We start from the raw sequence: 26082 nt of genomic DNA, 5'->3' as shown, positions 1-26082 counted from the left end.
CTTATAGTTACCTTTGCGCTATGGAAGAAGTAATAAAAAATCTACCAAAGCAAGCCAAAGATAAGCATAACGAAAACAAAAAGTTTTTTGCAAAGCTTAAAAAAAAGCCGCCGAAACATTTAGACCTACTTATGCAAGAATTGCATGAAGAAGAATTTGAGCGTACAGATTGCTTAGACTGCGCTAATTGTTGTAAAACTACGGGACCATTATTTTTGAATAAAGATATTGAACGGATTTCAAAATTTTTAAAAATGAAGCCTCAGCAGTTTATAGATCAATACTTGCGGGTAGATGAAGAGAACGATTATGTGCTACAGCAAGTGCCTTGTACATTTTTAGGACACGATAATAAATGCTTAATTTATGAAGTTAGACCTAAGGCTTGTGCTGAATTTCCGCATACTGATCGTAGAAAATTTCAGCAAATATCAAATTTAACGCTTAAAAATGTAGCTATTTGTCCTGCTGCTTTTAATATTGTTGAAGCGATGAAAAAACGACTTCAGTAATATTTGTTTAGAAATAAAGTGAGCGTATTAATAGCTCTCTCTAAGTTGCTATTATCTATATAGAAGATATTTTTTTTGAATAGTTTTATAGTCTTCTAATCCCTTTTTCCAAGTGGCTTTAATTTCTTTTTCACTCATACCACTTTCTATTTGTTGCCTAAGTTTTTTAGTGCCTGCTAGTTTAGAAAAGAAACTATTAAAGAATTCATCTTTATTCTTCGTGTTTTGGTAAGCCTTTATTAACCAAGTTAAATTGATTTCAGATTGCTTTTCTGTGAAAGTTAAATCCATTCCATAGCATTTTTCACTTTTATTTTTTGGATGTTTAGCACCTTCATTAGGTTTTGGAATGTAAGTATATTCAAAGATTTTAGCATCTAAGTCTGGAGAACCAAAAACTTGAAACTGATGATCAGTTCCTCTGCCAGCATTTACATTAGTTCCTTCAAAAAAACATAAACTCGGGTACAAATTAATGGCTTGATCATTGGGTAAATTTGGCGAAGGTTTGATAGGAATATGATAAGGTTGATGATGATCGTAATTCTTTATTTTAATCACCATTAAATCACATTTAGCTTTATTATCCAACCAATTTTCACCATTAATCATTTGTGCATATTCACCAATCGTCATCCCATGAACAATAGGAACGGGGTGCATTCCCACAAAACTTTGTTGAGATTTTTCTAAAACAGGTCCATCAATATAATGCCCATTTGGGTTGGGACGATCAAGAATTAATAGTAGAATATTATTTTCGGCACAAGCTTCCATCACATAATGTAGCGTAGAGATATAAGTATAAAAACGAACGCCTACATCTTGAATGTCAAAAATCATTATATCAATACCTTTAAGCTGCTCAGGAGTAGGTTTTTTATGGCTTCCGTAGAGCGAAACTAAAGGCAAACCGGTTTTAGTATCTATGCCATCGTTTACTTTTTCACCAGCATCGGCTTTTCCGCGAAAACCATGTTCAGGAGAAAAAACTTTTTCAATACTAATGCTGGCAGCAAGTAGAGAATCTACAAGGTGAATATGGTCACCATTTTTTTTGAAAATGATAGAAGTTTGATTGCCAACAATTCCAATTTTTTTGTTTTTTAATAACGGAATATATTTTTGAGTACGATTGGCACCAACCACAATAGAATTTTCTACGGAAGTGTTAACAGCAGAAGTCTTTTGTTTTTTTGTTTGAGCTTCACAAGAAATCAATCCTAAAGCTAGAATAAAAAATGTATTTTTGAGCAATCGGTTAAAAAGCATTTCTTTTGAATTTTGAATATTTTATTTCTAAACGCTTAATAAGCGCAAAAGATTATAAAAGTAGTATATCGGCACCAATAATTAAAATTGCAGTGACGGCAATTGCTGTGGGTGTAATTATGATGCTTATTGCAGTAGCTACAGGTGTAGGCCTAGAGCAAAAAATAAGAGATAAAATAGCAGCCTTTAATGGTCATATTATTATTAATAATTTAAATAATAATAATTCTCAAGAAACTCAAAAACCTATATCGACCGACCAAGATTTTTACCCTGAGTTTAATGCTGTTGAAGGAATAAACCACATTCAAGGGGTAGCAACTAAATACGGTATTATAAGAACCGAAACCGATTTTGAAGGGATTATTGTAAAAGGCGTAGGCACAGATTACCGTTGGGATTATCTACAAGAGTATTTAATAGAAGGAGAACTTCCAACCTATCAAAAAGAAGGTTACAGCACTCAAATTTTAATTTCGCAATATTTATCTAAACGCCTAAAATTTAAGGTAGGGGATAAAGTGATCGTCTATTTTATGAACGATGAGAATAGTGATCGTCCGCGTTTAGTAGCATTTGAGGTGAGTGGTATTTTTAATTCGGGGTTTCAAGAGTTTGACGAAACTTTTCTAATTGCCGATCTTAACCAGTTGCGTAGATTGAATAAATGGGATAAAAACGAAGTAGGGAATTTTGAAGTTTTTGTAGATGATTTTCAAGAAATAGATCAAAAAGGAGGAGAGGTGTATGAAAATATTGGCTCTTTTCTAGATGCAAAAACCATTCGCCAAGCTTATCCTTCGATATTTGAATGGGTTTCTTTGTTCGATTTTAATATTGCATTAATTATAGGAATTATGATTATCGTTTCGGGCATTAACATGATTACCGCTTTGCTCGTGCTTATTCTCGAACGTACCCAAATGATAGGAATGCTAAAAGCAATAGGAAGTACAGATTGGAGCATCCGTAAAATCTTTCTATTTAATGCTGCTTATTTAATAATTAAAGGACTTCTCTACGGAAATGTAATTGGACTTGGAATATTACTTCTTCAAAAATACTTTAAAATCATTCCGCTAAATCCCGAAACTTACTATGTAACCGAAGCTCCTGTTTATTTAAGTTGGGAATTTATCACACTCATAAATGTAGGCACGTTGGCACTTTGTATGTTTATGCTATTAATCCCTTCCTATATCATTACTAAAATTACTCCTGCCAAGTCAATTCGGTTTGAGTAAGTATTAAATTTTTAGATAGTATTGTTCGTAATTTAATACTTAGCTTTTACTTTAAACACTTAACTTCTATTTCAATATCTAATTCTTATATTTGCAGTTGGAAAAATTGCAAAAAAAATGGATTATAAAAACAATATATTAGAAACTATAGGGAATACGCCTTTAGTGAAAATAAATAAATTAGTAGAAGATATTCCTGCTTTAGTTTTAGCGAAGTATGAAACCTTTAATCCCGGAAATTCGGTAAAAGATCGTATGGCAGTAAAAATGCTTGCTGCTGCTGAAGAGAAAGGATTAATTAAACCTGGCGGGACAATAGTTGAAGGTACTTCTGGAAATACTGGTATGGGCTTAGCTTTAGCGGCAATTGTTAAAGGCTATAAAATGGTTTGCACCCTAGCCGATAAGCAAAGTAAAGAGAAAATGGATATTTTAAGAGCCGTAGGTTGCGAAGTAATTGTTTGCCCGACCAATGTTTCACCAGAACACCCAGATTCTTATTATTCTGTCGCACAAAGAATTGCTGAAGAACGACCAAATTCATGGTATGTAAATCAATATGATAATTTAGCCAATACGCAAGCTCATTACGAGAGTACTGGTCCGGAAATTTGGGAGCAAACCGAAGGAAAGGTAACTCACTTTGTAGTAGGTGTAGGCACTGGCGGAACTATTTCTGGAGTTGGAAAATATCTAAAAGAAAAAAATCCTAATGTGAAAATTTGGGGCGTAGATACTTATGGTTCTGTATTTAAAAAATACCATGAGACTGGCGAGTTTGATGAAAAAGAAATCTACCCATATGTAACTGAAGGTATAGGTGAAGATATTTTACCTAAAAACGTAAATTTTGATATTATCGATGGTTTTACGAAAGTTACCGATAAAGATGCTGCGGTTTATACCCGAAGATTGGCAGAAGAAGAAGGTATGTTTTTAGGAAACTCTGCAGGAGCCGCTATCAAAGGTTTAATTCAGTTGAAAGATGAATTTAAAGAAGATGATGTAGTGGTGGTGCTTTTTCATGACCACGGGAGTAGATATATTGGTAAAATCTACAATGACGAATGGATGAAAGAACAAGGTTTTATGTAATCATTTTTAAACCTTTCTAATCATTAAAAAACCTCTTGCAGAAATGTAAGAGGTTTTTTAATTAAAATTCTTTAACTTACCATAGATATAAAAGAAGAAATTTTTCATATCGTTAAAAATATGTAGAATGAATGAAAGAAGATTTTTTACATTACCTCTGGAAGTTTAAAAAGTTTGATTTTTTAACTGCGAAAACCACCGAAGCGGAAACACTTCAATTACTCAATGTTGGTCAGCATAATTTACAATCTTCAGGGCCAGATTTTTTTAATGCGAAACTAAAAATTGCAGATCAAGTTTGGGCAGGTAATGTTGAGATTCATCTAAAATCAAGCGATTGGTATGCGCATAAACATGAACAAGATGCTAATTATGATAATGTAATTTTACATGTGGTGTGGGAGCATAATGTAGAGGTGTTTCGTAAAGATGAAACTAAAATTCCTACCCTTCAACTTAAAAATTACGTTCACGAGTATACTTTACAGAATTACCTTAATTTAGTTAACGGTCCCGAAAAATGGATTAATTGTGAAACAAATTTTGCTAGTGTTCATGATTTCTTACTAAAAAATTGGCTAGAACGTTTATATGTAGAACGCCTACAAGAAAAATCTAAATTAATTTTTCAGCTTTTAGAGAATTCAGAAAACGATTGGGAAGCGGTTCTTTTTAAGTTGTTAACTAAAAATTTTGGCTTGAATAAAAATGGAACAGTTTTCTTACAAATGGCCAGTTCTATTCCATTTTCAACAGTGAGGAAAATTAATGAAGAACTTAGTTTAGAAGCTTTGTTTTTTGGACAGGCAAATATGTTAAATGTAGACATAGATGATGCCTATTTTCTTCAGCTTCAGAAAGAGTATGAGTATGTAAAGCAAAAATTTAAACTTAATTCTATTCACGAAAAGCCAGCTTTTTTTAGGTTGCGCCCTCATAATTTTCCTACCCTTAGGTTATCACAGTTAGCGCAGTTGTATCTTCAGCATAAAACATTATTCAGTAAATTAAAATCTAGCACTACATTAGAAGAGTTATATGGTATTTTTGATGTGACCACTTCTGTTTATTGGGAAAACCATTATTCTTTTGGTAAAGAAAATAAAAGCACAAAGAAAAGATTGAGCAAGAAATTTATAGATTTACTTATTATTAATACAATTATTCCATTAAAATTTGCTTATCAAAAATCTGTAGATAAAGTTGAAATAGAATCTCTTTTAGATATTTTGACTTCTATCACATCAGAAGAGAATTCGACTGTTAAAAAGTTTAATATTTTAAGAAAAAATACGGCTAGTCATGCTTTAGATTCTCAAGCCTTATTACATTTAAAATCTAATTATTGTGATTTAAATAAATGTTTGCATTGTGAAATTGGTACAAGTTTATTGCAAAGCAAGATGTCATAAACTATCTTTGTAGGTATGAAAAGGTTCATTTCTAACATAAGGTATTATTTTGAGCGTAACGGTTTTTATGTGAGTTCTCGATTGGCAGATCGTTTAGGTATGCGTGTAAAAAGTGTTCGGTTATTTTTTATTTATGTTTCTTTTGCTACCTTAGGCGTTGGTTTTGCTGTTTATTTAACTTTGGCCTTTTGGTTAAGATTAAAAGATTTAATTTATACTAAACGAACCTCAGTCTTTGATTTATAAAAATCCGCTACAACAATTTTCATTAAAAAATCAACTCGGTTCTAGACTTAGAATAGCCTTATTGTTATTAGTAGGTGTTTTCTTAGTAGGAATATTTGGGTTTAAGTTTTTTTCTGGTTATAGTTGGATTGATGCGATTTATATGACAGTCATCACCATTAGTACAATTGGGTTTGGTGAAGTACAAAAATTAAGTCCGTTAGAAAAATTACTTACCTCTACTTACATTATATGTAGTATTTTCTTTGTGGGTTATGCAATTTCAGTAATTACCGAATATATTTTAAGTAAAAATAATATAGGAAATTTAAGAGCAAAAAAAGTGAAGTCTAAAATTGATTCATTAAAAGATCACGTCATAGTTTGTGGTTATGGAAGAAATGGAATGCAGGCAGTAAGCAAATTAAAAGCTTATCATAAAAGTTTTGTGATTATAGATAAAGATGAAAAAGTATTAGAACCTTTATATGATTCTGGAATGCTTTATATTAACGGTAATGCTACAGAAGATGAGGTGCTTAAACAAGCAGGTATAGACCGAGCATCAACTTTAATGTGTACATTACCTGGAGATACAGATAACGTTTTTATTGTACTTTCGGCTAAACAGCTAAATGATAGGTTAAAAATTATAAGTAGAGCTACCAAAGAAAGTACAACTTATAAATTAAAATTAGCTGGTGCAGATAATGTGATTATGCCAGATAAAATAGGGGGCGATCATATGGCAAGTTTAGTGGTTACTCCAGATTTAGTTGAATTTTTGGGACATCTTTCTGTTTCTCGACAAGAAGGAAGTATTAATATAGAAGAAATTAATTTTGATCATATTTGTAGCGACGGAAAAGAGCATGCGATTAAAGAATTAGATCTTCGTAAAAAAACGGGGTGCACCGTAATTGGCTACCGTGATCCAGAAGGAAATTATAGCGTTAATCCCGATGCAAACATGGTGCTTAAAAAGAATTCTAAGTTAATTTTTATAGGAAAACCTTCGCAAATAGAAAAGCTTAAACAGACTTATAAACTATAGCTTAAATCGAATTCTATTAACATTTACTTTGCATTTTAACTCCTAAGCCTTTGAAATAGCATTTTTTTTTAGGATATTGGTGCCTTTCTAAATTTTAACATTTAAATTTCTATTAATAAAACTATAATATTTTATGAGAAAGTATTTGCTTTCAGCATTATTTTTATGTTTTTCAATCAGCGTGATGAGTGCGCAATCTAATCAAACAGATAGCAATCAAGATTTTGTAGTAGAAGCTGATATCATTAATCCATCCACTTTAATTAATGATGGTACTATCGACTTAACTATCAAAGGAGGCACGCCACCATACTCTTATAAATGGTCTAACAAAGAAACTTCTTTGAAGTCTAATAAAGCGACGGGCTTGGTGGAAGGTGTGAGTTATCAAGTAATTGTTACCGATGCTAAAGGTAATTCCGTTACTAATTCTTACCGAATTAAAGCAGAGTCGATTACAGAACATTTTAATGGATTTTTTCAGCCGGTCGTAGATAATATGTCGGCTGTTTTATTTTGGGATCCATTTGCAGCTATTGGTATTTACGATCCTGTAGTTTATGCAGATGTAAAATTAATAGCTACTCCAAGTTGGTCTGCCAAAACAAAAGAAATTTACACGTTGCAAAAATGGTTAAAACCAGAAGGAGCAAAAGTGAAGAAAGGAGACAAACTGGCGATTGTACAACATGGTGAACAAGAAGAGGCTGTATTTGCTTTAGCTAATGGAGAACTAAAATATTTAGTTAAAGAAGGAAACGAAATTTTTGATCCAAATAGTACAGAAGATTTAATTGAACAAGGAGCACATTATTTAGCTGAAATAAAATATGATGATCCCGTAGCTTTAACACATCCTAACGGAGATCTTCAAAAAAATAGCATCCCTTTTATCGTAATTTGGCTAGTATTAGGAGCTGCATTTTTTACGATAAGAATGAAGTTTATCAATTTTAGAGGTTTTAAACATTCATTAGATTTAGCCAAAGGAAAATATGACGATCCTAACGCACCAGGAAACATTACACACTTTCAAGCCTTGGCAACAGCAGTTTCTGCAACCGTTGGTTTAGGAAATATAGCTGGAGTTGCTGTAGCGGTTTCTTTAGGTGGAGCTGGAGCTACTTTTTGGATGATTATTGCGGGTTTATTAGGGATGTCTTCTAAGTTTGTAGAATGTACATTAGGGGTGAAGTATAGAAATATCACTGAAGACGGTCGTATTTTCGGAGGACCAATGAACTATTTACGTTACGGTTTAGAAAAGCGTAATATGAAAGGTTTAGGTAAATTTTTAGCAGGCTTTTTTGCCATTTTAGGTGTAGGAGCTTCTTTTGGAGGTGGTAACATGTTTCAAGCTAATCAATCTTTTGAAATTTTATCAGGTCAATTTCCTATGCTAGACGGAAATGGTTTTTGGTTTGGTGTTGTAATAGCAGTTCTTGTAGGAGTTGTTATTATTGGCGGTATTAATAGTATAGCAAAAGTAACCGGTAAAATTGTTCCTATAATGGCATTAGTTTATGTGTTAGGAGCTTTAACAGTTATTGGTGTAAATATAGAGAATATAGGTCCGGCGTTTAATGCAATTATAGATGGAGCTTTTTCACCTAGTGCATTAAAAGGTGGTGTGTTAGGTGTTTTAGTAGTTGGTTTTCAAAGAGCAGCCTTTTCAAATGAAGCAGGTGTAGGTTCAGCAGCAATCGCACATAGTGCAGCTAAAACCAACCACCCAGCATCAGAAGGATTTGTGGCGTTATTAGAACCTTTTATAGATACAGTAGTCGTGTGTACACTTACGGCTTTAGTGTTAGTGTTTACAGGTATGCACGAAGTAGAAGGTATTGGAGGTGTAGAATTAACATCAGATGCGTTTGCAAGTGTTATTTCTTGGTTCCCATATGTATTAGCAGCAGCCGTATTCTTATTTGCTTTTTCAACAATGATTTCTTGGTCTTATTACGGAATGAGAGCTTGGACATATTTATTTGGAAGAAGTAAAAAATCTGAGATGATTTATAAATTTTTATTCTTAATCTTTGTAGTAGTAGGGTCTTCAATTAGTTTAGGTGCCGTATTGGTATTTTCAGATATGATGATTTTAGCAATGTCATTCCCAAATATTATTGGACTTTATATTATGTCTGGTGAAGTAAGAGAAGATTTAAGAGAATATTTTAAAAAGGTAAAATCTGGCGATTTATATATAAAAGGTAAAACCGCGTAAACTTTCATCTTATGAAATTTAAAAAATCCCATTTTGTGTTTATGCCCAAACAACAAAGTGGGGTTTTTTTATTAATCATTTTAATTTTGATCGCTATGGGCGGTATGTATTATGTACATCATTTACCTATAAAAGATCAATTATCAGCGAGTGAACAGAAACAATTAAAAGAAGTAGAACGTTTTTTAGACTCTATTAAAAAAGAAAATCAAAAACCTAAAAAAGATACCATTTATCCTTTCAATCCTAACTATATAAATAATTCTAGAGGTTATCGATTAGGGATGAGTTTAGTGGAAATACAACGACTAAAAGATTTTAGAGCTCAAGGAAAATGGATTAATTCGGCTAGAGAATTTCAAATTATCACAAAAATTTCAGATTCTATATTCAATAAAATATCACCTTCATTTAATTTTCCAGAATGGGTGAAAAAAAGAAATCTTACTAATAAAAATTATTCCAAACCTTCAAAATATTCAGCAAAAAGAAAAGATCTAAACACTGTTACAAGGGAAGAATTAATAGAGGTTTATGGAATTGGAGAGAAGTTAAGCCAGCGAATTATTAATTACAGATTAAAAATAGGAGGTTTCGTAAATGATATTCAGCTGAAAGATATTTATGGTTTGCCGTATGAAACAGAACAAAACATCTTAAAAGAATATACGGTTTTACAACCTGTCGAAATTGAAAAAATCTCAATTAATGAGGCCTCACTCATTCAACTTTCAGAAGTAATTTATTTTAACTATGAATTGGCTAGAGAAATTATAGAATACCGAAAACTACACGAAGGAATTAAATCTTTTGAAGAATTAGCAAAAATAGAATCTTTTCCAGCTTATAAAATAGATAGAATTAAATTATACGTTAAAATAAATTAGAATTCCTTAAAGAACGGATTGTTTTTTACTTAATTTTACGTTTAATTAGCAGTAAATATTACCAAATTTCAATTTCAACAATACAATGAACACAACATATTTTACAGAAGAGCATCATTTATTTAGAAAAAGCCTTAGTGACTTTTTAAAAAAAGAAGTAGTACCGCATTTAGATAAATGGGAAAAAACAGGAACTATAGAACGTTTTATTTGGGAGAAGTTTGGAGAAATGGGTTTCTTCGGCATTAACTATCCTGAGCAATATGGTGGTTTAGATCTGGATATTTTTTATACGGTTATTTTTTTAGAAGAACTACAGAAAATAAATTCAGGTGGTTTTGCTGCAGCTATGTGGGCTCACGCTTATTTAGCGATGACGCATTTAAATAAAGAAGGTAGTCACGAACAAAAAGAAAAATATTTAGCACCAAGTATTACAGGAGAAAAAATAGGTTGTCTTTGTATTACAGAACCTTTTGGAGGTTCTGATGTTGCAGGGATGAGATCTACCGCTATAAAAAATGGAGATCATTACGTGTTAAATGGTTCTAAGACATTTATTACCAATGGCGTATATTCAGATTATTTGGTGATTGCAGCCAAAACTAATCCAGAAGATGGAAACAAAGGAATGAGTATTTTCGTAATAGACCGTGATACACCTGGAATAGCCTCTACAAAATTAGATAAATTAGGATGGAGAGCTTCAGATACAGGAGAAATATCTTTTACTGATGTAAAAATCCCGACTGAAAATTTAATGGGAGAAGAAGGTAAAGGTTTTCCTTATATTATGCAGCATTTTGCTCTAGAACGTTTAATTATGGGGATTAATGCACACGCTAGAGCTGAAAGCGCGATAGATTATACGTTACAATATATGAGTGATCGTACCGCATTTGGAAAGACAATAGATAAGTTTCAAGCACTTCGTCACCGTATTGCAGACATTGCTAGTGAAGCAGAAATGTGTAAGCAGTTTAATTATTTAACCGCTCAGCGCTTAGGTCATGGAGAATATGTAGTGAAAGAGGCGACGATGTCTAAATTATTATCTACAAAAATGGCAGATAAAGCCATCGATGAATGCCTACAGTTTTTAGGAGGTTATGGTTATATGGAAGATTATCCATTAGCGCGAATGCTTCGTGATAGTAGATTAGGCCCAATAGGCGGTGGTACCAGTGAAATTTTAAGGGAAATTATCGCCAAAATGATCATCGATAAAAAAGAATACAAACCAGCGACATAAAGTTTTTGATTGTTTTGGCAAAAATGCTAATAAGAAATTATCGCCAAAATGATCATCAAAAAAATACTTTGAAATGTTAAAATAAGTTTTAATTTTGCCCTTCATGATTTTTAAGTGAAAGGAGGTGAATAAACTATGTTAGTTATACCGGTTAAAGACGGAGAGAATATCGAAAGAGCCTTAAAACGTTTCAAAAGAAAATTCGACAAAACAAAGACTATGCGTGAGCTGCGGAGTCGTGAAAATTTTTCTAAACCTTCTTTTGTTAATAGAGATAAAACTCAGAAGGCAAGATATATTCAACGTTTAAAAGATCAAGAGAATATTTAATTCTTTTTAGATCATACTTATTTCAAACTGTTGGTGCGTAAAGTTTCTTAACTTTGTTTACCAACAGTTTTTTTATGCATTTACCTCAATTTATAGATTATCTTCAGTATGAAAAGAAATATTCTTTACATACGGTAAATGCTTATCAAAAAGATATTTCAGATTTTTCGCATTTTGTACAAGAAACTTTTAATGAAAATAATATTTCAGCATGTAACTATTCCATGATTAGATCTTGGGTAGTTAGTTTAGTAACCGCTGGTATAAGTAATAGAAGTATTAATCGTAAAATTTCATCGTTAAAAACCTTCTATAAATTTCTTCTTCATACTAAACAAATAGAAGTTTCGCCATTACTTAAACATAAATCTCTCAAAGTTTCTAAAAAAGTTCAGTTACCATTTTCAACTAAAGAAGTAGAAGAGGTCATGGCTAATTTTAATGCTGAAGGTTTTTCAGGACTGCGGGACCAATTAATTATAGAATTGTTTTACGCTACAGGTATGCGTAGAGCAGAGTTAATTAATTTAAAATTGAATAATATTAATACTGAAGCTTCGCAGATTAAAATATTAGGAAAAAGAAATAAAGAGCGCATTGTACCTCTTTTGCCGAGCATAAAAAAAACTATGTCTTTGTATTTAAGAGAAAGAAACCTATTAGAGCTTATTCAAGATAATGAATATTTACTGTTAACCAATAAAGGTAGCAAGTTGTATGATACCTTTGTTTACAGGCTTGTAAACACTTATTTTAGTAGAGTGTCAACAAAATTAAAAAGAAGTCCGCATATTATTCGTCATTCTTTTGCTACGCATTTACTTAATGAAGGGGCAGATCTAAATTCAGTTAAAGAACTTTTAGGGCATTCAAGCTTGGCATCTACACAAGTTTACACTCACAATAGTATTAAAGAATTAAGTAAAGTGTACGCTAATTATCATCCTAGAAATAAAATTAAATAGTTGTACTGTTTTAGTCTGAAGATAATTTAATTTTTTGATTAGATAGTGAACAATAAGCTGAGACCATTTAAGTTGTATAACAGAAAAAATATTTCAAAAAAGATAAATTTTCAAGATTTGTATAAATAGTTGTAAATTAGATATTTGTGTTTATATTTAATTAGTTTTTGTTTATTCATTGAAAAAAAATTAAAAAAAAATTAAAAAAAGTTTTGCAGTAAAGCTAAACTGCTATATATTTGCGCTCCGTTAGCGATAACGTTCTTTTCTGAAAAGAAAAGTTGAACATAACGCCGATGTAGCTCAGCTGGCTAGAGCAGCTGATTTGTAATCAGCAGGTCGTGGGTTCGAGTCCCTCCATCGGCTCTGTTCTATGAAATAATGAAGGTTTTGAAAAACAAACCATTGGGGAGATACTCAAGCGGCCAACGAGGGCAGACTGTAAATCTGCTGACTACGTCTTCGCAGGTTCGAATCCTGCTCTCCCCACAACTGAATTTTAGTTTAGATTAAATTAATTTTTGGAATGCGGGAGTAGCTCAGTTGGTAGAGCGTCAGCCTTCCAAGCTGAATGTCGCCAGTTCGAACCTGGTCTCCCGCTCTATTTCCTTGAGTATATCAAGGCTAAATAGGGCTTAATCTGTTTGATGCAGGTTGGTTTTAAGGCCGACGTAGCTCAGGGGTAGAGCGCTTCCTTGGTAAGGAAGAGGTCACGAGTTCAATTCTCGTCGTTGGCTCTAGTTGAATTCATTTTCAACTTATACTTGACAGCATATAATGTTGTTGAGTTTTATGTTTATATAAATTGAACACTAATATATAACTAAGATTAAATAAGTATTAATTATGGCAAAGGAAACTTATGATCGTTCCAAACCGCACTTAAATATAGGTACAATTGGACACGTAGATCACGGAAAAACAACTTTAACTGCAGCGATTACTAAAGTATTAGCGGATGCAGGATATTCAGAAGCTTCTGCTTTTGATCAAATTGATAATGCTCCGGAAGAAAAAGAAAGAGGTATTACAATTAACTCTTCTCACGTAGAATACGCGACTGCTAACCGTCACTACGCACACGTTGACTGTCCAGGTCACGCCGATTATGTAAAGAATATGGTTACTGGTGCTGCTCAGATGGATGGTGCTATCTTAGTTGTTGCAGCAACAGATGGTCCTATGCCTCAAACTCGTGAGCATATCCTTTTAGGTCGTCAGGTAGGAATTCCTAGAATCGTTGTTTTCTTAAACAAAGTTGATTTAGTTGATGATGAGGAGCTTTTAGAGTTAGTGGAAATGGAAGTTAGGGATTTACTTTCTTTCTATGAGTATGATGGTGATAATGGTCCTGTTGTTTCTGGTTCTGCTTTAGGAGCTTTAGAAGGTGAAGATAAATGGGTTCAGACTGTTTTAGAATTAATGGAAGCAGTTGATAACTGGATTGAATTACCAGAGCGTGATGTAGATAAGCCTTTCTTATTGCCTATTGAAGATGTATTCTCTATTACAGGTCGTGGTACTGTAGCAACTGGTCGTATTGAAACTGGTGTAGCTAATACTGGAGATCCTGTGGAAATTATCGGTATGGGAGCTGAAAAATTAACTTCTACTATTACTGGTATTGAGATGTTCCGTCAGATTTTGGCTAGAGGTGAAGCAGGAGATAACGCTGGTATCTTATTAAGAGGTATTGAGAAGTCTCAGATTTCTAGAGGTATGGTAATTACTAAGCCTGGATCTGTAACTCCACATGCTAAATTTAAAGCTGAGGTTTATATCTTGAAAAAAGAAGAAGGTGGACGTCACACTCCATTCCATAATAACTACCGTCCTCAGTTTTATGTAAGAACAACTGATGTTACTGGTACTATTAACTTGCCTGATGGTGTAGAAATGGTGATGCCTGGTGATAACTTAACTATTACTGTTGAGCTTATTCAGACTATTGCTATGAATGTAGGTTTACGTTTTGCTATCCGTGAAGGAGGTAGAACAGTAGGTGCTGGTCAGGTAACTGAAATTTTAGACTAATTTTAGATATTTAAAAGCTAAGGTATTTTGATACTTTAAAATACCTTAGCTTATATTTACGGGTTTAGCTCAGTTGGTAGAGCACTGGTCTCCAAAACCAGGTGTCGGGAGTTCGAGCCTCTCAACCCGTGCTTTTTAGAATTAATTTTCTGAATTTATTTAAACTTTAATTTTTAATTAAAGTTTTTTAATATATAGATATAATGGCAGGAATCGTAAACTACATATCAGAGTCTTACAATGAGTTAAAGAATCATGTTACTTGGCCTTCTTATGCAGAAGCACAAAAACTAACCGTAATCGTACTTGTATTTTCAGTTATTTTTTCTTTACTGATTTTTGGTGTTGATAAGGTTTTTAGTTCTTTAATTGAGCAGTATTTTAACTGGGTTAAATCATAAGATTACTAGTATATGGCAGAGAATAAAGCGAAAAAATGGTATGTGGTAAGATCTGTAAGTGGTCAAGAGAATAAGATTAAAGACTACATAGAGAAAGAAATCGCTCACCAAGGATTAGAAGATTATATTGAGCAGATTTTAGTTCCTACTGAAAAAGTGGTTCAGGTTAGAGACGGAAAGAAGATCAATAAAGAGCGTGTATATTTTCCGGGCTATATTATGGTTCAGGCGGCTTTAGAAGGTGAGGTTCCTCACGTGATAAAGGGTATTAATGGTGTGATTGGTTTTTTAGGTGAAACTAAAGGAGGTGACCCAGTGCCGTTAAGAATGTCTGAGGTAAATAGAATGCTAGGTAAGGTTGATGAGTTATCGGTTAGACAAGATAATGTAGTTATACCTTATAATGTAGGAGAAACGATAAAAGTAATCGATGGTCCTTTTAATGGTTTTAATGGAACTGTTGAAAAAGTAAATGAAGAAAAGCGTAAGCTTGAAGTGATGGTGAAGATTTTTGGAAGAAAAACACCATTAGAATTGAGTTATATGCAAGTAGAAAAAGTTTAGAATTGTTACACTTATATAGAATTATTGTTATTAATGCTTCCACTTTTTTAATTAATAATTCAAATTAAATTTTTAAAAAATGGCAAAAGAAGTAAGTAAGGTTGTAAAATTACAAGTGCGCGGAGGTGCGGCTAACCCGTCTCCACCAGTTGGACCTGCTTTAGGTGCTGCCGGGGTAAATATCATGGAATTCTGTAAGCAATTCAATGGTAGAACTCAAGATAAACAAGGAAAAGTTTTACCTGTTGCTATTACAGTATACAAGGATAAATCTTTTGATTTTGTAATCAAGACTCCTCCAGCAGCTGTTCAAATTATGGAAGCAGCAAAAACTAAAAAGGGTTCAGGAGAACCTAACCGTAAGAAAGTAGCGAGTATTTCTTGGGATCAGGTAAAAGCGATTGCAGAAGATAAAATGCAAGACCTTAATGCATTTACTGTTGAGTCTGCTATGAAGATGGTTGCTGGTACAGCACGTTCTATGGGAATAACAGTAAAAGGTGATGCACCATTTTAATCTAAAAAGAAACTAAGAAATGGCAAAATTAACAAAAAAGCAAAAAGAAGTTCAGGCTAAGCTTGATAATTCTAAGTTGTATACTGTAGCTGAAGCTTCTGCTTTAATAAAAGAAATATCTAGTGTAAACTTTGATCCTTCTGTAGATTTAGCAGTTCGTTTAAATGTAGATCCACGTAAAGCTAATCAAATGGTTAGAGGTGTGGTTACATTACCACACGGTACTGGTAAAGATGTGAAAGTTTTAGCTTTGGTAACTCCTGATAAAGAACAAGAAGCTAAAGATGCTGGTGCAGATTACGTTGGTCTTGATGAATACCTTGAGAAAATTAAAGGTGGTTGGACAGATGTAGACGTTATTGTAACAATGCCTAGTGTAATGGGTAAATTAGGTCCTTTAGGTAGAATATTAGGTCCTAGAGGTTTAATGCCAAACCCAAAAACTGGTACAGTTACTATGGATGTTGCGAAAGCAGTATCTGATGTGAAAGCTGGTAAAATTGACTTTAAAGTTGATAAAACTGGTATAGTTCATGCAGCAGTTGGTAAAGCATCTTTTGATGCTGAAAAAATTGCAGGTAACGCAAGAGAATTATTAACTACGCTTGTAAAATTGAAACCTCAGGCTGCTAAAGGTATTTATATTAAAAGTATACATATGTCTAGTACTATGAGCCCGAGTGTTGAAATTGATACTAAAAGGTTTACTGAGCAATAATTAAATTATTATGACAAGAGAAGAAAAATCACAAGTAATAAAAGATTTAACTGCCCAGTTAGCTGATACTTCAACGATTTATTTAGCAGATATTTCTGGTTTAGATGCTGGCACAACTTCTAATTTAAGAAGAGCTTGTTTTAAAGCAGATATCAAATTATCGGTAGTTAAAAATACATTGCTAGCAAAAGCGATGGAAGCTTCTGAAAAAGAATTCGGTGAGTTACCATCAACTTTAAAAGGCAATACATCTATTATGATTTCTGAAACTGGTAACGCACCAGCTAAAGTAATCAAAGAATTTAGAAAAAAGAACGAAAAACCAATTCTTAAAGGAGCTTTTATTGATGAAGCAATTTATGTAGGAGATGAGTATTTAGAAACTCTTTCTAGCATTAAATCTAAAGAAGAGGTTATTGGAGATATTATCGGATTATTGCAATCACCAACTAAGAATGTTATTTCAGCACTTAAATCTGGTGGCGGTAAAATTGCAGGTATCTTAAAAACGCTTTCTGAAAAAGAAAGTTAGAAAATAGTACGCACTTTTTAATAATTATAAATAAAACATTTTAAAACGATAGAAAATGGCAGATTTAAAAGATTTCGCAGAGCAATTAGTTAACTTAACAGTAAAAGAAGTTAATGAATTAGCTGATATTTTAAAAGAAGAATATGGTATTGAGCCTGCTGCTGCTGCAGTAGCTGTAGCTGGTGGAGCTGCAGGTGGTGAAGATGCTGCTGAAGAGCAAACAGAATTTGATGTAATTCTTAAAGCTGCAGGAGGATCTAAATTAGCTGTTGTTAAATTAGTAAAAGAACTTACTGGTTTAGGTCTTAAAGACGCTAAAGGATTGGTAGATGGTGCGCCAGCTCCAGTTAAAGAAGCAGTTTCTAAAGACGAAGCTGAAGCATTAAAAGCACAATTAGAAGAAGCAGGAGCTGAGGTTGAGCTTAAGTAAGCTTAACAAGCAATATTATTTAGGTTTAGGCCTCAGGATGTAATCCTGAAGGTCTAAACCCTTTTGCGTATTTATGCGTTTGTGCAATATTTGCACGTTATTTTATAAAGTTAATTATGTGCTTTCAACTTTAATTTTTAAAGCTGAAAACCTCAAATTCCGTCCATAGATGTTAGAAAAGCAAACTGAAAGATTGAATTTCTCTTCTGTAAAGAACAGACCTGATTACCCGGATTTTCTTGATATCCAGATAAAATCATTTCAGGACTTCTTTCAATTAGAAACCAAATCAGAAGAAAGGGGAAATGAAGGGTTATACAATACCTTCATGGAGAACTTCCCAATTACGGATACCCGTAACCAATTTGTATTAGAGTTTTTAGATTATTTTGTAGATCCACCTCGTTATTCTATCCAAGAATGTATCGAGCGAGGGTTAACATATAGCGTGCCATTAAAGGCAAGATTAAAACTTTATTGTACCGATCCAGAGCACGAAGATTTTGAAACTATCGTTCAAGATGTGTATTTAGGTACAATTCCTTATATGACACCTAGCGGAACTTTCTGTATAAATGGTGCAGAACGTGTTGTAGTTTCTCAATTACACCGTTCTCCAGGAGTATTCTTTGGACAATCTTTCCATGCGAATGGAACAAAATTATATTCAGCAAGAGTTATTCCTTTTAAAGGATCTTGGATTGAATTTGCTACCGATATTAACAGCGTAATGTATGCTTATATCGATAGAAAGAAAAAATTACCAGTAACAACTCTTTTCCGTGCAATCGGGTTTGAAAGAGATAAAGATATTTTAGAAATTTTTGACCTTGCAGAAGAAGTAAAGGTTTCTAAATCTGGTCTTAAAAAAGTATTAGGCCGTAAACTAGCGGCTCGTGTTCTTAATACTTGGTACGAAGATTTTGTAGATGAAGATACAGGTGAAGTAGTTTCTATAGAAAGAAATGAAATTGTATTAGATCGTGATACCGAGTTAGATAAAGATCACATTGAGGAAATTTTAGAGACGGGAACTAAAACTATTCTTCTTCATAAAGAAGATAACTCAACAGGCGATTATGCAATTATTCATAATACGCTACAAAAAGATCCTACCAATTCAGAAAAAGAGGCGGTAGAGCACATCTATAGACAATTACGTAACGCAGAGCCGCCAGACGAAGAAACAGCAAGAGGAATTATTGATAAATTATTCTTCTCTGACCAACGTTATAATCTAGGTGAGGTAGGTCGTTACCGAATGAATAAAAAATTAGGTCTTAATATCGAGATGGATAAGCAGGTGCTTACTAAGCAAGATATTATAACCATTATAAAATATTTAATTGAGTTAATCAACTCAAAAGCAGAAATAGATGATATTGATCACCTTTCTAACCGTCGTGTTAGAACTGTAGGTGAGCAATTATCTCAACAATTTGGTGTAGGTCTTGCTCGTATGGCACGTACTATTCGTGAGCGTATGAATGTAAGAGATAACGAAGTGTTTACACCAATAGATTTAATTAACGCGAAGACACTTTCTTCTGTTATTAATTCTTTCTTTGGTACCAACCAGTTGTCTCAATTTATGGATCAGACCAATCCATTAGCAGAGATTACACATAAGCGTCGTCTTTCTGCATTAGGACCAGGTGGTCTTTCTAGAGAAAGAGCAGGTTTTGAGGTTCGTGATGTTCACTATACACATTACGGTCGTCTTTGCCCTATCGAAACTCCTGAGGGTCCAAACATTGGTTTAATTTCTTCACTTTCAGTATATGCGAAAGTTAACGGAATGGGATTCATTGAAACTCCTTACCGTAAAGTAGAAAATGGTAAACTTGATATTATCAATGAACCAGTTTATTTTTCTGCTGAAGAAGAAGAAGGAAAATTAATCGCACAAGCAAATATTCCTTTAAAAGATGATGGAGAAATAGATACCGATAAGGTTATTGCACGTATGGAAGGTGACTTCCCAGTAGTAGATCCAAGTGAGGTTCATTTTACTGATGTTGCACCAAACCAGATTTCATCTATTTCGGCATCTTTAATTCCATTCTTAGAGCATGATGATGCAAACCGTGCATTAATGGGATCTAACATGATGCGTCAGGCTGTACCGTTATTAAGAGTAGATTCTCCAATTGTAGGAACAGGTCTTGAGCGTCAGGTAGCTTCAGATTCACGTGTATTAATAAATGCTGAAAGAGCAGGTACCGTAGAATATGTAGATGCTAGACAAGTAACAATAAAATACGACCGTACTGATGAAGAGCGTATGGTAAGTTTTGAATCTGATTCAAAATCATACAATCTTATCAAGTTTAGAAAAACTAACCAAGGTACTTCTGTAAACTTAAAACCAATCGTAAGAGTTGGAGATAGAGTTGAAAAAGGTCAAGTACTTTGTCAAGGTTACGCAACTGAAGAAGGAGAACTAGCTTTAGGTAGAAATATGAAAGTTGCTTTTATGCCTTGGAAAGGGTATAACTTTGAGGATGCGATTGTAATCTCAGAAAAAGTAGTAAGAGAAGATATTTTTACTTCTATTCATATTGATGAGTATTCTTTAGAAGTTAGAGATACTAAATTAGGAAATGAAGAATTAACAAATGATATTCCAAACGTATCAGAAGATGCTACAAGAGACCTTGATGAGCATGGAATGATTCGTATTGGAGCAGAAGTAAAACCTGGTGATATTTTAATTGGTAAGATTACTCCAAAAGGAGAATCAGACCCAACACCAGAAGAAAAATTACTTCGTGCAATTTTTGGTGATAAAGCCGGCGATGTAAAAGATGCTTCTTTAAAAGCTTCTCCGTCATTAAATGGTGTTGTGATCAATAAAAAACTTTTTGCTAGAGCGGTTAAAGATAAACGTAAACGTGCTCAGGATAAAGAAGATATTGCAAGATTAGAAGACAAATACAGAGTGAAGTTTGAAGAACTTCGTAATGAGTTAATCGATAAGCTTTTCGCAATTGTTGGAGGTAAGACTGCACAAGGAGTGAAAAATGATTTAGGTGAAGATATTTTACCAAAGGGTAAAAAGTATACACTTAAAATGTTAAACTCTGTAGATGACTATGTACATTTAACTCAAGGTACGTGGAGTACAGATGATCATATAAATACTCTTGTTGCAGATTTAATTCACAACTATAAAATTAAAGAGAATGATCTTCAAGGTAACCTAAGAAGAGAGAAGTTTACCATTTCTGTAGGAGATGAGCTTCCTTCTGGAATCCTAAAACTAGCTAAAATTTACATCGCTAAAAAGCGTAAATTAAAAGTTGGTGATAAGATGGCGGGGCGTCACGGTAACAAAGGTATTGTGGCTAGAATAGTTCGTCAAGAAGATATGCCATTTTTAGAAGATGGAACACCAGTAGATATTGTATTAAATCCACTTGGGGTACCATCACGTATGAATATTGGTCAGATTTATGAAACTGTACTTGGATGGGCAGGTCAAAAATTAGGTCAGAAGTATGCAACACCAATTTTTGATGGTGCTACGTTAGATCAAATTAACGACTTAACAGACCAAGCAGGAATCCCAAGATTTGGTCATACTTATCTTTATGATGGAGGAACAGGAGATCGTTTCGATCAACGTGCAACAGTAGGTGTGATTTATATGTTGAAATTAGGACATATGATTGAAGATAAGATGCACGCACGTTCTATTGGACCTTACTCATTAATTACTCAACAACCATTAGGTGGTAAAGCACAATTTGGTGGTCAGCGTTTTGGTGAAATGGAGGTATGGGCACTAGAAGCTTATGGAGCTTCAGCTACGCTACGTGAGATCTTAACAGTGAAGTCTGATGATGTAATCGGTAGAGCTAAAACTTACGAAGCTATCGTAAAAGGAGAGCCAATGCCAGAACCAGGATTGCCAGAATCTTTTAATGTATTGATGCATGAATTAAAAGGTCTTGGTTTAGATATAAGATTAGAAGAGTAATAACATCGTCTTCAGCTATTTAGTTGAAGGCGACAGTTATCATTTAAAATTACAATAATTCTTTAGCACCATATATTATGGCAAGAAATAATGATAAGAATACACAAAAGAGATTTAATAAAATCTCTATAGGTTTAGCTTCTCCCGAGTCGATTCTATCTGAGTCGAGAGGTGAAGTTTTAAAACCTGAAACTATTAACTACCGTACGCACAAACCTGAGCGTGACGGTCTGTTCTGTGAGCGTATTTTTGGTCCTGTAAAAGACTATGAGTGTGCTTGTGGAAAATATAAAAGAATTAGGTATAAAGGCATTGTTTGTGACCGTTGTGGAGTAGAAGTTACTGAAAAGAAAGTTCGTAGAGACAGAGTTGGGCACATTAACTTAGTAGTACCTGTTGCACATATTTGGTATTTCCGTTCTTTACCTAATAAGATTGGATACCTTTTAGGAATTCCTTCTAAAAAACTCGATATGATTATTTATTACGAACGTTACGTAGTAATTCAAGCGGGTATAGCTAAAGATGAAGAAGGAGAGCCACTAAAGAAAATGGATTTCTTAACTGAAGAAGAGTACTTAAATGTATTAGAAAGTCTTCCGCAAGAAAATCTATATTTAGATGATTCAGACCCAAACAAGTTTATCGCTAAAATGGGAGCTGAATGTTTAATTGAAATTTTACGTCGTCTTGATTTAGATGAATTATCTTACGAATTAAGACACAAGGCAAACAACGAAACTTCAAAACAACGTAAAACAGAAGCTTTAAAGCGTTTACAAGTTGTAGAAGCTTTTCGTGATGCTAATAAGACTAGAGAGAACAGACCAGAGTGGATGATTATGAAGGCTGTACCTGTAATTCCACCAGAATTACGTCCTTTAGTGCCTTTAGATGGTGGTCGTTTTGCTACATCAGATTTAAATGATCTTTATAGAAGAGTTATTATTAGAAATAACCGTCTTAAAAGATTAATGGAGATTAAAGCTCCTGAAGTAATTTTACGTAATGAAAAACGTATGCTTCAAGAGTCGGTAGATTCATTATTTGATAATACCAGAAAATCTTCAGCAGTAAAGACTGATTCTAACCGTCCGTTAAAATCGCTTTCAGATTCATTAAAAGGTAAGCAAGGTCGTTTTCGTCAAAACTTATTAGGTAAACGTGTAGATTATTCAGCTCGTTCTGTAATTGTTGTAGGACCAGAGATGAAATTATTTGAATGTGGTTTGCCAAAAGGTATGGCTGCTGAACTTTACAAACCTTTCGTAATTAGAAAATTAATTGAAAGAGGAATTGTAAAGACGGTAAAGTCTGCTAAAAAAATCATAGACAAAAAAGAACCAGTAGTTTGGGATATCTTGGAAAATGTTCTTAAAGGACATCCAGTTTTACTAAACCGTGCGCCTACACTTCACCGTTTGGGTATTCAAGCATTTCAACCAAAATTAATTGAAGGTAAAGCTATTCAATTACACCCATTAGTTTGTACTGCATTTAATGCCGATTTTGATGGTGACCAAATGGCGGTTCACTTACCATTAGGACCAGAAGCTATTCTAGAAGCGCAATTATTAATGTTGGCTTCACATAACATCTTAAATCCTGCTAATGGTTCACCAGTAACCGTTCCTTCTCAGGATATGGTACTTGGTCTTTATTATATGACTAAGGAGAAAAAATCTACTCCAGAGGAAGTTGTAAAAGGTGAAGGTTTAACTTTTTACTCTTTTGAAGAAGTTAAAATAGCTTACAACGAGAAGAAAGTAGACTTAAACGCATCAATTAAAGTAAGAGCTAAAGACTTTAATGAAGAAGGTGAGTTGGTTTACCAAATTATAGCTACTACTGTAGGGCGTGTACTTTTTAACGAAGAAGTACCAGAAAAAGCAGGTTTTATAAATGAAGTACTTACCAAAAAATCTTTAAGAGATATTATTGGTAATATTTTAAAAGTAACCAGCGTTCCTGAAACAGGAGAATTCTTAGATAAAATTAAGAGTCTTGGTTATGGTTTTGCATTTAGAGGTGGTTTATCTTTCTCTTTAGGTGATATTATTATCCCTAAAGAAAAGTACGAGATGATCGATGATGCAAATGAGCAAGTTGAAGGTATTATGGCTAACTATAATATGGGGCTTATTACCAACAACGAGCGTTACAATCAAGTAATTGATATTTGGACTGCTACCAATGCTAATTTAACTGAATTAGCGATGAAGCGTATTAGAGAAGACAAGCAAGGATTTAACTCAGTATTTATGATGTTAGACTCTGGAGCACGTGGATCTAAAGAGCAAATTCGTCAGTTAACTGGTATGCGTGGTTTAATGGCGAAACCTAAAAAATCTAACTCAGGTGGAGGTGAAATTATTGAAAACCCAATTCTTTCTAACTTTAAAGAAGGTCTTTCAATTCTTGAATACTTTATCTCTACTCACGGTGCTCGTAAAGGTCTTGCAGATACCGCATTAAAAACGGCAGATGCAGGTTACTTAACACGTCGATTAGTAGATGTTTCACAAGATGTAATTGTAGGTGAAGAAGATTGTGGTACATTAAGAGGTATCGAAATGAAAGCGCTTAAGAAAAACGAAGAGATAGTAGAATCTCTTGGGGAGCGTATTTTAGGTCGTACAGCACTTAATGATATTGTAGATCCAATCACGCAAGAACTAATTGCAAAATCTGGAGACGAAATTACCGATGCTATTGTTTCAAAAGTAAAAGCTTCAGCTTTAGATTCTGTAGAAGTTAGATCTGCATTAACTTGTGAAGCTAAAAAAGGAATTTGTGTGAAATGTTACGGTCGTAACCTTGCTACTGGTAAAACAGTACAAAAAGGTGAAGCTGTAGGTGTTGTTGCTGCGCAATCTATTGGAGAGCCTGGTACACAGTTAACCTTACGTACCTTCCACGTGGGTGGTATTGCAGGAAACATTTCAGAAGAAAATAAATTAGTAACTAAGTTTGATGGTATAGGAGAGATTGAAGATCTTAAAACAGTTAAAGGTGAAGCTCCAGATGGTAGCGAAGCTGAAATTGTGATCTCAAGAACTTCAGAATTAAAAGTTGTAGATCCTAATACAGGTATTACATTAAGTAATAATGTGATCCCTTACGGAGCTCAATTATTTATTAAACCAGGAGACAAGGTTAAAAAAGGAGATACTATCTGCCAATGGGATCCATATAACGGAGTTATTATCTCAGAATTTGCAGGTAAGATCAAGTTTGATAATATTGAACAAGGTGTAACTTATCAAGTAGAAACAGATGAGCAAACTGGTTTCCAAGAGAAAGTAATTTCTGAATCTAGAAACAAGAAAAAAATCCCTACATTATTAATTATGGGTAAAAAGGATGAGATTATTCGTTCTTATAACTTACCTGTAGGTGCTCACTTAATGGTAGATGATGAAGAGAAAATTAAAGTTGGTAAAATTTTAGTTAAGATTCCTCGTAAATCTGCTAAAGCAGGGGATATTACTGGAGGTCTTCCTCGTGTAACAGAGTTATTCGAAGCACGTAATCCTTCAAACCCAGCTGTAGTAAGTGCAATTGATGGTGTGGTCTCTTTCGGTAAAATTAAACGTGGTAACCGTGAAATTATCGTTGAATCTAAATTAGGTGAAGTTAAAAAGTATTTAGTTAAACTTTCTAACCAAATCTTAGTTCAAGAAAATGATTATGTAAGAGCGGGAATGCCTTTGTCAGACGGTTCTATTACTCCAGAAGATATCTTGAATATTAAAGGGCCAAGTGCTGTACAACAGTATTTAGTAAATGAAGTTCAAGAAGTATATCGTTTACAAGGGGTGAAAATTAACGATAAGCACTTTGAGGTTGTAGTACGTCAAATGATGCGTAAAGTTAGAATTCAAGATCCAGGCGATACAATTTTCTTAGAAAATCAGTTAATACATAAAGCAGATTTCATTGAAGAGAATGATGATATCTTTGGTAAAAAGGTAATTGAAGATGCTGGTGATAGTGCAAACTTAAAACCAGGACAAATTGTTACGGCTCGTGAGTTAAGAGATGAAAACTCTATTTTACGTAGAGAAGATAAAAATCTTGCAAACGCTAGAGACGTGCAACCGGCAACGGCAACTCCAATACTACAAGGTATTACCAGAGCATCACTTCAAACTAAATCATTTATCTCTGCAGCATCATTCCAGGAAACTACAAAAGTACTGAATGAAGCAGCTGTAAGTGGTAAAGTAGATACTTTAGAAGGTCTTAAAGAAAATGTAATTGTTGGGCATAGAATCCCTGCAGGAACAGGTTTAAGAGAATACGAAAATATAATCGTAGGTTCTAAAGAAGAGTTTGATGAGATGATGGAAGAAAAACAAGAAGTTAATTACAATTAATATTTAAAACCCGACTAGTAATAGTCGGGTTTTTCTTTTATACAGCATAT

Annotated in this window: 21 protein-coding genes and 5 tRNA genes; 25 read left to right on the top strand and 1 reads right to left on the bottom strand. The window is 33.7% G+C overall.

Going from position 1 to position 26082, the window contains the following annotated elements:
• Positions 1–20: 20 nt before the first annotated feature.
• A complete protein-coding gene (locus KW502_RS03430; RefSeq protein ID WP_219039139.1) occupies positions 21–512 on the top strand; it encodes a YkgJ family cysteine cluster protein in 492 nt (163 codons plus the stop codon).
• Between the two features lie 51 nt (positions 513–563).
• Here the strand turns inward: KW502_RS03430 and KW502_RS03425 are convergent, their stop codons facing one another.
• Complete coding sequence (locus tag KW502_RS03425) at positions 564–1784, bottom strand: exo-beta-N-acetylmuramidase NamZ family protein (protein ID WP_219039138.1); 1221 nt, start codon at positions 1782–1784, stop codon at positions 564–566.
• Positions 1785–1789: 5 nt separating this feature from the next.
• Here KW502_RS03425 and KW502_RS03420 point away from each other — a divergent pair, with 5 nt between their 5' ends.
• From KW502_RS03420 to rpoC, 24 genes are all read left to right on the top strand, one after another.
• The gene (locus KW502_RS03420) at positions 1790–3028 is read left to right on the top strand and encodes an ABC transporter permease (RefSeq protein ID WP_219039137.1); all 1239 of its coding nucleotides are present in this window, start codon (positions 1790–1792) and stop codon (positions 3026–3028) included.
• Positions 3029–3145: 117 nt separating this feature from the next.
• Positions 3146–4123, top strand: a complete 978-nt coding sequence (locus KW502_RS03415; RefSeq protein ID WP_219039136.1) for a PLP-dependent cysteine synthase family protein — start codon at positions 3146–3148, stop codon at positions 4121–4123.
• A gap of 131 nt (positions 4124–4254) precedes the next feature.
• A complete protein-coding gene (locus KW502_RS03410) occupies positions 4255–5535 on the top strand; it encodes a DUF2851 family protein (RefSeq protein ID WP_219039135.1) in 1281 nt (426 codons plus the stop codon).
• Between the two features lie 15 nt (positions 5536–5550).
• Positions 5551–5781, top strand: coding sequence for a PspC domain-containing protein (locus KW502_RS03405; RefSeq protein WP_219039134.1), 231 nt, complete (start codon positions 5551–5553; stop codon positions 5779–5781).
• On the top strand, positions 5771–6814 hold the full coding sequence (locus KW502_RS03400) for a potassium channel family protein (RefSeq protein WP_255554026.1): 1044 nt from the start codon (positions 5771–5773) through the stop codon (positions 6812–6814). The genes KW502_RS03405 and KW502_RS03400 overlap by 11 nt, the downstream gene beginning before the upstream one ends.
• 133 nt (positions 6815–6947) lie before the next feature.
• Entirely contained in the window at positions 6948–9041 is a 2094-nt protein-coding gene (locus KW502_RS03395; RefSeq protein ID WP_219039133.1) for an amino acid carrier protein, read from the top strand.
• Between the two features lie 11 nt (positions 9042–9052).
• Complete coding sequence (locus tag KW502_RS03390; protein ID WP_219039132.1) at positions 9053–9928, top strand: ComEA family DNA-binding protein; 876 nt, start codon at positions 9053–9055, stop codon at positions 9926–9928.
• 85 nt (positions 9929–10013) lie between these two features.
• The gene (locus tag KW502_RS03385) at positions 10014–11180 is read left to right on the top strand and encodes an acyl-CoA dehydrogenase family protein (RefSeq protein WP_219039131.1); all 1167 of its coding nucleotides are present in this window, start codon (positions 10014–10016) and stop codon (positions 11178–11180) included.
• A 135-nt stretch (positions 11181–11315) separates the two neighbouring features.
• Positions 11316–11510, top strand: coding sequence for a 30S ribosomal protein S21 (gene rpsU, locus KW502_RS03380; RefSeq protein ID WP_219039130.1), 195 nt, complete (start codon positions 11316–11318; stop codon positions 11508–11510).
• Positions 11511–11584: 74 nt separating this feature from the next.
• Complete coding sequence (locus KW502_RS03375) at positions 11585–12475, top strand: tyrosine-type recombinase/integrase (protein WP_219039129.1); 891 nt, start codon at positions 11585–11587, stop codon at positions 12473–12475.
• Positions 12476–12767: 292 nt separating this feature from the next.
• Positions 12768–12841, top strand: a tRNA-Thr gene (locus tag KW502_RS03370).
• A 41-nt stretch (positions 12842–12882) separates the two neighbouring features.
• Positions 12883–12964, top strand: a tRNA-Tyr gene (locus KW502_RS03365).
• A 39-nt stretch (positions 12965–13003) separates the two neighbouring features.
• A tRNA-Gly gene (locus KW502_RS03360) sits at positions 13004–13076 on the top strand.
• A gap of 64 nt (positions 13077–13140) precedes the next feature.
• Positions 13141–13212 (top strand) — tRNA-Thr (locus tag KW502_RS03355).
• Positions 13213–13321: 109 nt separating this feature from the next.
• The gene (gene tuf / locus KW502_RS03350) at positions 13322–14509 is read left to right on the top strand and encodes an elongation factor Tu (protein ID WP_219039128.1); all 1188 of its coding nucleotides are present in this window, start codon (positions 13322–13324) and stop codon (positions 14507–14509) included.
• A gap of 58 nt (positions 14510–14567) precedes the next feature.
• Positions 14568–14640, top strand: a tRNA-Trp gene (locus tag KW502_RS03345).
• Between the two features lie 72 nt (positions 14641–14712).
• Positions 14713–14910, top strand: a complete 198-nt coding sequence (secE, locus tag KW502_RS03340) for a preprotein translocase subunit SecE (RefSeq protein WP_219039127.1) — start codon at positions 14713–14715, stop codon at positions 14908–14910.
• A gap of 12 nt (positions 14911–14922) precedes the next feature.
• Entirely contained in the window at positions 14923–15474 is a 552-nt protein-coding gene (gene nusG, locus KW502_RS03335) for a transcription termination/antitermination protein NusG (protein WP_219039126.1), read from the top strand.
• A gap of 79 nt (positions 15475–15553) precedes the next feature.
• Positions 15554–15991 carry a 50S ribosomal protein L11 gene (gene rplK / locus KW502_RS03330; protein WP_219039125.1) on the top strand — a complete coding sequence of 146 codons (438 nt, stop codon included), beginning with the start codon at positions 15554–15556 and terminating at the stop codon, positions 15989–15991.
• A gap of 19 nt (positions 15992–16010) precedes the next feature.
• Positions 16011–16709, top strand: a complete 699-nt coding sequence (gene rplA, locus KW502_RS03325) for a 50S ribosomal protein L1 (protein ID WP_219039124.1) — start codon at positions 16011–16013, stop codon at positions 16707–16709.
• Between the two features lie 10 nt (positions 16710–16719).
• Positions 16720–17241, top strand: coding sequence for a 50S ribosomal protein L10 (gene rplJ, locus KW502_RS03320; RefSeq protein ID WP_219039123.1), 522 nt, complete (start codon positions 16720–16722; stop codon positions 17239–17241).
• Between the two features lie 55 nt (positions 17242–17296).
• Positions 17297–17671, top strand: coding sequence for a 50S ribosomal protein L7/L12 (gene rplL / locus KW502_RS03315; protein ID WP_219039122.1), 375 nt, complete (start codon positions 17297–17299; stop codon positions 17669–17671).
• Positions 17672–17840: 169 nt separating this feature from the next.
• Complete coding sequence (gene rpoB, locus KW502_RS03310; protein WP_219039121.1) at positions 17841–21653, top strand: DNA-directed RNA polymerase subunit beta; 3813 nt, start codon at positions 17841–17843, stop codon at positions 21651–21653.
• Positions 21654–21730: 77 nt separating this feature from the next.
• A complete protein-coding gene (gene rpoC / locus KW502_RS03305; protein ID WP_219039120.1) occupies positions 21731–26032 on the top strand; it encodes a DNA-directed RNA polymerase subunit beta' in 4302 nt (1433 codons plus the stop codon).
• The last annotated feature ends 50 nt before the right edge of the window (positions 26033–26082 follow it).

It is taken from the genome of Mesonia aestuariivivens (assembly GCF_019311235.1).
In the GTDB taxonomy this organism is placed as follows: Bacteria; Bacteroidota; Bacteroidia; order Flavobacteriales; family Flavobacteriaceae; genus Mesonia; species Mesonia aestuariivivens.
This window is presented reverse-complemented; position numbering and strand designations above follow the sequence as displayed.

Bases quoted from the DNA above. Each gene is read 5' to 3' on its own strand.
- KW502_RS03430 (WP_219039139.1), top strand. From the start codon at position 21: ATGGAAGAAGTAATAAAAAATCTACCAAAGCAAGCCAAAGATAAGCAT.
- KW502_RS03425 (WP_219039138.1), bottom strand. From the start codon at position 1,784: ATGCTTTTTAACCGATTGCTCAAAAATACATTTTTTATTCTAGCTTTA.
- KW502_RS03415 (WP_219039136.1), top strand. From the start codon at position 3,146: ATGGATTATAAAAACAATATATTAGAAACTATAGGGAATACGCCTTTA.
- KW502_RS03410 (WP_219039135.1), top strand. From the start codon at position 4,255: ATGAAAGAAGATTTTTTACATTACCTCTGGAAGTTTAAAAAGTTTGAT.
- KW502_RS03405 (WP_219039134.1), top strand. From the start codon at position 5,551: ATGAAAAGGTTCATTTCTAACATAAGGTATTATTTTGAGCGTAACGGT.
- KW502_RS03395 (WP_219039133.1), top strand. From the start codon at position 6,948: ATGAGAAAGTATTTGCTTTCAGCATTATTTTTATGTTTTTCAATCAGC.
- KW502_RS03390 (WP_219039132.1), top strand. From the start codon at position 9,053: ATGAAATTTAAAAAATCCCATTTTGTGTTTATGCCCAAACAACAAAGT.
- KW502_RS03385 (WP_219039131.1), top strand. From the start codon at position 10,014: ATGAACACAACATATTTTACAGAAGAGCATCATTTATTTAGAAAAAGC.
- rpsU (WP_219039130.1), top strand. From the start codon at position 11,316: ATGTTAGTTATACCGGTTAAAGACGGAGAGAATATCGAAAGAGCCTTA.
- KW502_RS03375 (WP_219039129.1), top strand. From the start codon at position 11,585: ATGCATTTACCTCAATTTATAGATTATCTTCAGTATGAAAAGAAATAT.
- tuf (WP_219039128.1), top strand. From the start codon at position 13,322: ATGGCAAAGGAAACTTATGATCGTTCCAAACCGCACTTAAATATAGGT.
- secE (WP_219039127.1), top strand. From the start codon at position 14,713: ATGGCAGGAATCGTAAACTACATATCAGAGTCTTACAATGAGTTAAAG.
- nusG (WP_219039126.1), top strand. From the start codon at position 14,923: ATGGCAGAGAATAAAGCGAAAAAATGGTATGTGGTAAGATCTGTAAGT.
- rplK (WP_219039125.1), top strand. From the start codon at position 15,554: ATGGCAAAAGAAGTAAGTAAGGTTGTAAAATTACAAGTGCGCGGAGGT.
- rplA (WP_219039124.1), top strand. From the start codon at position 16,011: ATGGCAAAATTAACAAAAAAGCAAAAAGAAGTTCAGGCTAAGCTTGAT.
- rplJ (WP_219039123.1), top strand. From the start codon at position 16,720: ATGACAAGAGAAGAAAAATCACAAGTAATAAAAGATTTAACTGCCCAG.
- rplL (WP_219039122.1), top strand. From the start codon at position 17,297: ATGGCAGATTTAAAAGATTTCGCAGAGCAATTAGTTAACTTAACAGTA.
- rpoB (WP_219039121.1), top strand. From the start codon at position 17,841: ATGTTAGAAAAGCAAACTGAAAGATTGAATTTCTCTTCTGTAAAGAAC.
- rpoC (WP_219039120.1), top strand. From the start codon at position 21,731: ATGGCAAGAAATAATGATAAGAATACACAAAAGAGATTTAATAAAATC.